Source organism: Streptomyces sp. WAC05292, assembly GCF_003949955.1.
In the GTDB taxonomy this organism is placed as follows: domain Bacteria; phylum Actinomycetota; class Actinomycetes; order Streptomycetales; family Streptomycetaceae; genus Streptomyces; species Streptomyces globosus.
Window position 1 is genome coordinate 1 of sequence record NZ_RPSE01000296.1, and the last position, 7,991, is coordinate 7,991.

Sequence of the window (7,991 nt, forward strand, 5' to 3'; positions counted from 1 at the left end):
CCCCTGGACTGCGCCCAGCGAGCGCTACACTCCGCCTGCTCGGAGCTCCTGCGCTGGTCACAGGGCCGAGCCCATGCGAACTGGGGGGTTCATGAGATTGCTGCCGACCGGCAGAAGACTGCGGAGCAGACGTGGGCGGGGCGGCGCCATCGCCACCTCGGGTGCTCTGCTGCTCGCGCTTGTGGCGCCGCTCGCGGGCCACACCGGCACCGCTGCGGCGGCGCCTGCCGCACCCGCTGCCGTCGTACCGGCAGCCGAGAAGCCTGCCGCGGGACCGCAGGCCCTGTCGCCGGCCGTGCAGGAGGCCGAGCGCGAGGCGAAGGAGAGAACTGCCGTAACGGCCGCCAAGGCGGCCGGAACCCTGGACGCCTGCCCGGCCGTGCTGCCGCCGCACACGGTGGTCACCTGCACGGTGGAGGAGGGCGCAACCGCCAGGTTCTCCCTCACCCTGCCGCGGCAGAAGGACATGGTGCTGCTGCAGGCACCCAACGAGACCCTCCGGAAGCTCGTGGGCCCCGGCGGGACCGTCGTGCCGTGCGAAAGCGTCTACGGTCCCGACAAGACGTTCGCACCGCTGCAGTGCCCGACCAGCCAGGCCGGCACGTACACGCTGGAAGTGAAGAGCGGGAACGGGAGTCGGGCCGACATCGGCCTGTCCTACGCCCCGCTGCTCTCCACCACCGCCTGCAAGAGCGTGGCCGCCACCGACCACAGGCTCGGCTCGCCCACCGTCTTCCGAGGTTCGGTCCCCGTCTTCTCCACGGGCGACTGCTACACGCTCGACATGGCCGCCGGCGACGTGCTGCGCACCCGCCTCGTGTCGGAGTACCGGAGCTCGACGCTGGTGTACGACGCCGAGGGCAGGCGGACGTGCTCCTACGAGGACGCCCCTGACTGCAAGCTCTCGGGCACGGCGCCCTTCCGCGTCGTGGCGGGCCCGTACGGTTCCTACAGCGTCACCATGGCCCGGCTGTCCCGGCCCGAGGGCTGCCCCCTGGTGGAGGCCCAGACGTACGGAGCCGCCCCCGAGATGACCTCGACGGTACCGTGCCGCACGCTGCGGGCCGCGCAGGCCGGCAGGTACACGGTTGCCCCGGTCTCCGCGGACTTCCCGCCGCTCGGTGAGGTCTACCGGCCGGACGGAGTACAGAGCACCTGTTTCCACGACTCGGGGTGCGACCTGGCTGCCGGCGACCACACGTGGGTGGTCCGGGCGGATATCCGGGACGTCGGCGCGTTCGGGATGTCGTTCAGGTCCACCAGGGAGACGCGGGGCTGCACTCCGGGCAACGACAACGGCCTGGTGGCGGGCCCGGCCACCGGAACCTTCGACGGCCCGGGTCAGGCATGGTGCCTGACCCTGCCGACCTCCACCGGCAAGGGCGTCTACCTCCTCAACCGCCCGCCCGCCGGGGGCACGGACGTCACAGCAGTCGTCTACGACGCCGCCGGCACCGAGCAGTGCAGGGTCGGGGCACAGGCCAGCCCGGTCTGCCGGCTGACCGGATCCGCCCCGTTCCGCGCGGTCCTCACGGGTGCCTCGCCCAAGGCCTACGGCCTGGTGGTGCACCGGACGGGGGATGCGGCGGGGTGCACCCCGTGGCGGCAGACCGGCTTCGACAGCACTCCGGGTGCGAGGGTGTCGCTGTCCGGGACGGCTCGACAGGCATGCCTGAGCGTGCCGGCGGACCAGCACGCGACGGTGGAGATGATCGGTCAGAGAGGCCTGTCCACGGCGACGAGGACGCAGGTCTACGTGACCGACGCCGCAGGCGGCGTGTGCGCGTCCGACATCTGCACTCTCGCTCCCGGCGTCCCCTACACGGCCATGGTGGCAGGGGCCTACGACGACACGTACGAACTGGCCCGGCGTGACGTTTCGCCCAGTGCGGCGTGCGCGGCGCCGGTCTCCACCAAGGTCGGCGGGCCTTCCCTGTCGTTCGACCTCACGTCCGCGCTGGACGCCCGCTGCATCCGGATCGCCGCTGCTGCGTCGGACAAGCTCTGGTTCGGTGCCCGTACGTCCGTCGACCGCTACACCCCCAACGCCGCCACGGTGACGGCGGTCGACGCCGCCGGCCGGATCGCCTGCAGGCAGGAGGAGGGGCCGTCGTGCCGGGCCTCCGGTTCGACGTCGTACGTCGCGGTGGTGACGGCTGCCACGCACCGGGGCATGCCGGTCCGCAGCCACGTGGACACGTGGAGGGTCGGCACGGCGGCGGGCTGGGCGGCCGAGTGCACGGCAGACCGCGTGTCGGACGACTCGTCGGTCATCCGCAGCGGTGTGCTCACCGAGCAGAGCACCGCGCGCTGCGCCGTGGTCGCCATGAAGCCCTCCCACTCCTTCGGGCTGCAGATCCCGACCACCGCGAACGACCTGGGCGAGCATGCCGGAACCGTGGACGTGAGCCTGCACAACGGCCCCTCCTGGACCCAGCCGGCCGGGGCATCCGGGTACGGGTGTACCGGACGCCTGTGCTCCGCTTCTAGCAGTGCTCAGGCCGGCGACGCCGTGCTGGTGCTCAGCGCGGGGAAAGCCGCCACACCGGTCGAGTACAGCATGCAGGGGGCCTGTTCCGCCGCCTGCAAGACCGCCTCGGACTCCTCGGTGAGCGGGATCAGCCCGGCGACCGGGCCCGCGGGCACGCTCAACCAGGCCGTCGTGCACGGAACCGGCTTGCGCCTCGGCACCGAAGTGAGGCTCATGCCCAGCGATGATCCGTTCGCGCAGGGAACCCTCCTGATACCGCTGTCCGTGAGCCCCGACGGCACATCCATGAAGGTCCTCGTCGACACCAACGGGCTCGAGCCGGGCCTGTACGACGTAGGCCCCTACATCGGGGGACGCCGGATCAGCAAGGCGTACACGGTGACGGCAGCCGCGGCGGTTCCGCCGGGCAGCCGGTTCGTACCGATGGGCCCGTCGCGTTTCCTGGACACCCGGGACGGTACGGGCGCGCCGCGGCAGCGTGTGGGCGCGGGCGGTGTGGTCAGCCTGCAGGTGGCGGGTGTGAAGGGTGTTCCGGCGAGCGGGGTGACGGCGGTGGTCATGAACGTCACCGCAGTCGATCCGACGGAGTCGGGGCACATCACCGTCTATCCGAACGGGCAGGCGGTGCCGCAGTCGTCGAACCTGAACTTCACACCCGGGCAGGTGGTGCCGAACCTGGTGACGGTGCCGGTGGTGAACGGGAAGGTCGACCTGCGCAACAGCGCGGGCTCGGTCGACCTGATCGCCGATGTGACCGGCTACTACGCGGCCACGGGAGCGGCGTTCTCGGCGGCGGGCCCGGTCCGGCTGCTCGACACCCGCGACGGCACCGGTGCGCGGACCGGTGCGGTGGGTCCGGGCGGTCTGGTCAGCGTGCGGGTGGCCGGTGTTGCGGGTGTGCCCGCGCAAGGTGTGAAGGCCGTCGTCCTGAACGTCACGGCGACCAACCCCACGGAAGCCGGGCACCTTGTCGTCCACCCCCACGGGACCGGGCGTCCGAGCGTGTCGAACCTGAACTACACGGCCGGTCTGACCGTTGCCAACCTCGTGGTGGTGCCTGTCGTGGACGGTCGCGTGACGTTCTGGAACAACACGGGCTCCGTCGACGTGATCGCGGACGTGAGCGGCTACTTCACGTCCTGAGGCGCTGACGACGAACCCGCAGGGGCCGTGCCCGATCGCCGATCGGCACGGCCCCTGCGGCGTCGCCCCGGCTTCGGGCCCGACCGTCACACCATCAGCAGGAGACGGGTCTGGGGGACCAGCTTGCGGTTGACGCTCGTGCTCTGCACGAAGATGGTGAAGTCGTCGTTGTGGTCCGGCTTGACGCGGACCTCCGCGTCCGGGAGGCCCAGCAGGGCGCGGGCCTCCGGGCCCGTGTACACCTTGTCCGTCTTCTTCTCCAGAACCGCGATCTGCTTCCGCGCCTGGACTTTCTCCGACTTGCTGAGCTGGTAGAAAGCCGAACCGTTCTTGAAGGTGCGACCGCTTTCCACGACCCATTCGCGTATGCCCGCCTCCCGGGCCACCGGAATGAGCTCGTAGCCCGACGGGTCCACCGCGGTCAGTCCGGCCGCCTTGATGGTGGCCTCGTTCACCGCGTCGCCGCCCGTGGAGAAAACCGCCTTCGAGCCGCGGATTCCCTTCGTGCGGCCCACCATGAATTTCTCCGTGGCCTCCCGGATGACCTCGCCGGCCTCCTCCAGGCCCTGGGTGCTCGTGGCGTCCCAGACGGCGATGTTGTCCTTCGGGAAGCCGCACTGCATGGCCTCGCGCTTGCCCATCTGGTCGGGCACGAGGACGGCCAGCGTCCAGTTGTCGGCCTGCGTCTCGATCATCTTGGACACCGCCTGCACCAGGGCCTTCGGGCTCTTTGAGGGTGCGTCCGCGCAGCGGTGGCTCGCGTTCTCCTGGCCGTCCGTCAGGACGAAGGTCAGGAAGCTGTGGTCGCCGTACAGCTGTGCCGTCTGCGCCAGCTCGGCCTGCGACTTCAGCGTGGCCGCGAGCAGGGCCGTCATCCCGCCGACCCGGTACAGCTGCTTCAAGGACGGCATGCGCAGCACGTCCTTGTCGTAGATGATGCACTCGACCTGATTCGAGAAGACGTAGACCGTGACGCGGGTTTCCTGGTCGAGTTCCCTGGAGCGGCGGGCCAGGTATTCGATCTGGCGGTCGGCGACTTCCACGACCTTGTCGTTCAGGTGCGACATCGACGAACTTGCGTCCAGCACAAGGGCAACGTGATTGATGTAGTTCTGGTTTCCGGACACGACTGCTCCCCGTCTTTTTCTTCCGAACCGATGTCCTTACTTTGTCACCCACCACTGACAATCGACCCCGGCTCCGGTTCGGGGAAGCGCTCCGTCCGGAGCCTCACCGGGGCGGCAGGCCGATCACACCCGCCGACCCGTCAGAGCCAGCCCTGCTGCGCCGCCTTCAGGCCCGCCTCGAAGCGGCTCGTGGCGTTCAGGCGCTCCATCAGCGCGGCCATCTGCCGCCGGACCGTCCGCAGCGACACCCCCAGCCGCTTCCCCGCCGCCTCGTCGGTCATGCCCGACGCCAGCAGCCGCAGCAGCTCCAGCTCGGCCGTGGTCGGCTGCGTGCCGCCGGGGCGCGGGCGGTCCGCCCCGAGGGGCACCGCCGCGTTCCACGTCTGCTCGAACAGGGTGATCAGCGAGGCGACGATGCCGGGTGCACGCGTACACAGCGCGCCCAGGCGGGAGTTGGCGGGGTCGATCGGCACGACCGCGACCGTGCGGTCGAACACCAGCAGGCGCGGGGGCAGCAGCGGGCTGGTGCGCACCTGGGCGCCCTGCCCGGTCAGCCAGCGCGCGTACGCCAGCGTCGCCGGATCGTTGCGGGCGCTGTCCTGGTACACCGACCGCATCTCGATGCCGCGGGCCAGCGCCCGCCGGTCCAGCGGCCGGGACGCCTCCAGGCTGGCCTCCGACAGCGCCCCGCCCGGCAGGATCGCCAGGCACTCCCCGACGAGTCCGTGGGCGAGCTCCTCCAGACGGCTCTGGATCGCGTCCATCCCGACGAGCCGCTCGGCGCCGTCGACCTCGGTGTTCGGCCGGAGTTCGGCGAACTCGGAGACCACCTGCGCCGCGGCCGCCTTGCTGCGCGCCAGCTCCTGCTGCCGCCGTACGAGCTCCTCCTCCTGGCGGCGCAGCAGCAGCTCCAGCCCCAGTTCGGGCCGGACGGCGCGCAGCGCGCCGGGGCAGTCCCGCGAGGGGCGCAGCAGGTCGAGGTCGACGAGCCGGTCGAGCCCCGCGCGGACCTGCTCCTCCGTCAGGCCGAGGCGGGCGCCCAACTCGGCGACACCGCCGGACGGATCGGCGAGCATCCCCCGGTAGACGGCTTCCACGTCCGCCCCGAGCCCCAGCGCCTGCAGCATGCCCCAGCCCCCCAGCTGTCGTCCGGCCACTCGCCCCCGCGGCCCGCCGCGGACGCCCGTGACCGTGATCGTAAACGAGACCTGTCACCAAGGTGCCGGGCCCGTTGGTGACAGCCGCAACACCTTCCCCGCGGGCACCGGCGGCAGCAGCATGGTGATCACCGGAACGACGGGGCGCAGGCCCCGGCCCCGGGCGCCGGAGCCACCCGGAAGGCCCGGACAGCGCGCGCAGCACACCGCACCACACCACTGCTTCCCGACTCTCGATTCCTGGGGGGATCCATGTCCCGCACCGCCCGCACCGCCCGCACCGCCGCTGCCGCCGCCCTCTGCGCCCTCCTCTGCGCCGGGGCCGGCCTCGGCGCCGCGACGACCACCGCGAGCGCCGCCGCCTCCACGACGGCTGCGGCCGCCACCACCAGCAGCGACACCGGCACCGGCGCGGGCAGCATCAACTGGGACACCGCCCCCAAGTCCGCGATCGGCAGCATCAACTGGGACTGACCCGGCATGCGCGTCATCCGGGCCTCCCTCGACGGACCCCGCCCCGGCCCCGGCCCCGAAGCCGAAGGCGCCCTCGCGGTCCTCTCCGACCTGATCTGGGCCCACGCCCGAGCGGCCCACGGACTCGAACACGTCCGGGCCAGGCCCTCCGACGCCGGCGTGGACCTCTACCTCTTCTTCCGCGCCGCCTCCGAGGCCGCCGCCCTCGACCAGGCCCGCGCCCTCCTCTCCGGCGCCCGCGCCCCGCTCCGCGCCCACGGCTACGCCACTCCGCCGCAGGCCCCTGCGCCGGGCCCAAGGACCAAGGACCAAGGAACGCAGTGACGAACACCCTCCTCCAGGCCGCCCGCAAGACCGCCGTCGCCGCCCTGTCCGGCGTGCTCGGGGCCGGGCTCCTCACCGCCGCGACCGTCGCCGCCGCACCGGCCGCCGAGGCCGCGACCACGTGCAGCGGCACCGCCTCGATCTACGGCGTCCTCCCCGACGGCCGCCTCACCTTCAGCACCATCACGCCCGCCACGGGCGAGCTGAAGAAGGTCCTCGTGGGGGCCGACCTGGGCTTCGAGCCGAAGGCGATGGCCACCCTCAACTTCAACACCGTCCTGGTCACCTCGGCCGCCGGCGCGCTCTACCGCCTGGACGTCCTCACCAACAACACGTCGCTCGTCCTGGAGCGACCGCCCGTCAAGCTCTTCGACAGCGGCTGGACGCACGACAAGCTCACCTACGACGGGCACGGGCACCTGTACGGCACCGCCGGCGGCCTCCTCCTCCAGTACCTGGTGTCGCAGCCGAAGCCGACCGGTTCGGCGCACATCGGCCGGCGCAAGGAGATCGGCAGCGGCTTCGTCCTGAAGACCCTCACCGCCGCGGGCGACGACCGCCTGCTGGCGACCACCGAGGCCGGCGCCCTGTACTCGTACGAGGTCGACAGCGCGGGCGGGTGGAGCCGCGACGACCTGAAGGCCTCGGGCTGGTCCGCCTTCGACCAGCTCGTCTCGCCCGGAGGCGGCCTCTACTACGGCCGGATCGCCACCACCGGCGCCATGTACTGGTACAAGGACGCCAACCCGGCCGACGGCAGCGGCAGCGACATCGCCTACCACAACGACACGCCCGTCAACACCGGCGGCTGGACGCAGCAGCTGCTCTCCGCCCAGCCGGGCACGTTCACCTGCACCACCACCGCGGACCCGCTCGACGGCCGCGACATCCCCGCCGTGAAGGCGGCAGGCCGCGACCTGATGAACCGCCACGACGGCGGCGTCTGGAACAACTCCACCCAGTGGAGCTGCCTGGAGCAGCTCTGGGACCGGGAGAGCGGCTGGCGCTACTGGGCCGACAACCCGAGCTCCAGCGCCTACGGCATTCCGCAGGCCCTGCCCGGCTCCAAGATGGACGCCTTCGGCGACGACTGGCGCACCAATCCGATCACGCAGATCAAGTGGGGCCTGTCGTACATCGACGGCCGGTACGGCACACCGTGCGGAGCCTGGAACCACTTCCTGAAGAACAACTGGTACTGACGCGCGGCCGCGGCCGCGCGTCAGTACCAGTTGTTCTTCAGGAAGTGGTTCCAGGCTCCGCACGGTGTGCCGT

At 71.6% G+C, this 7,991-nt stretch carries 6 protein-coding genes; 4 read left to right on the forward strand and 2 right to left on the reverse strand.

Going from position 1 to position 7,991, the window contains the following annotated elements:
• Window positions 1–91 precede the first annotated feature (91 nt).
• On the forward strand, window positions 92–3,634 hold the full coding sequence (locus tag EF903_RS35445) for a hypothetical protein (RefSeq protein ID WP_125546565.1): 3,543 nt from the start codon (window positions 92–94) through the stop codon (window positions 3,632–3,634).
• Window positions 3,635–3,720: 86 nt separating this feature from the next.
• On the opposite strand, the gene EF903_RS24350 is transcribed toward EF903_RS35445, so the two are convergent.
• Together EF903_RS24350 and EF903_RS24355 are read right to left on the reverse strand one after the other, a co-directional pair.
• A complete protein-coding gene (locus EF903_RS24350) occupies window positions 3,721–4,761 on the reverse strand; it encodes a vWA domain-containing protein (protein WP_125546567.1) in 1,041 nt (346 codons plus the stop codon).
• Between the two features lie 140 nt (window positions 4,762–4,901).
• Complete coding sequence (locus tag EF903_RS24355) at window positions 4,902–5,888, reverse strand: LuxR C-terminal-related transcriptional regulator (protein ID WP_125546569.1); 987 nt, start codon at window positions 5,886–5,888, stop codon at window positions 4,902–4,904.
• 282 nt (window positions 5,889–6,170) lie between these two features.
• Here EF903_RS24355 and EF903_RS24360 point away from each other — a divergent pair, with 282 nt between their 5' ends.
• From EF903_RS24360 to EF903_RS24370, 3 genes are read left to right on the forward strand one after another with little or no spacing between them, the layout of a single operon-like run.
• A complete protein-coding gene (locus tag EF903_RS24360; protein ID WP_125546571.1) occupies window positions 6,171–6,392 on the forward strand; it encodes a hypothetical protein in 222 nt (73 codons plus the stop codon).
• A 6-nt stretch (window positions 6,393–6,398) separates the two neighbouring features.
• Entirely contained in the window at window positions 6,399–6,716 is a 318-nt protein-coding gene (locus tag EF903_RS24365; protein ID WP_185902793.1) for a hypothetical protein, read from the forward strand.
• Window positions 6,713–7,918, forward strand: coding sequence for a tachylectin-related carbohydrate-binding protein (locus tag EF903_RS24370; protein ID WP_221888764.1), 1,206 nt, complete (start codon window positions 6,713–6,715; stop codon window positions 7,916–7,918). The genes EF903_RS24365 and EF903_RS24370 overlap by 4 nt, the downstream gene beginning before the upstream one ends.
• The last annotated feature ends 73 nt before the right edge of the window (window positions 7,919–7,991 follow it).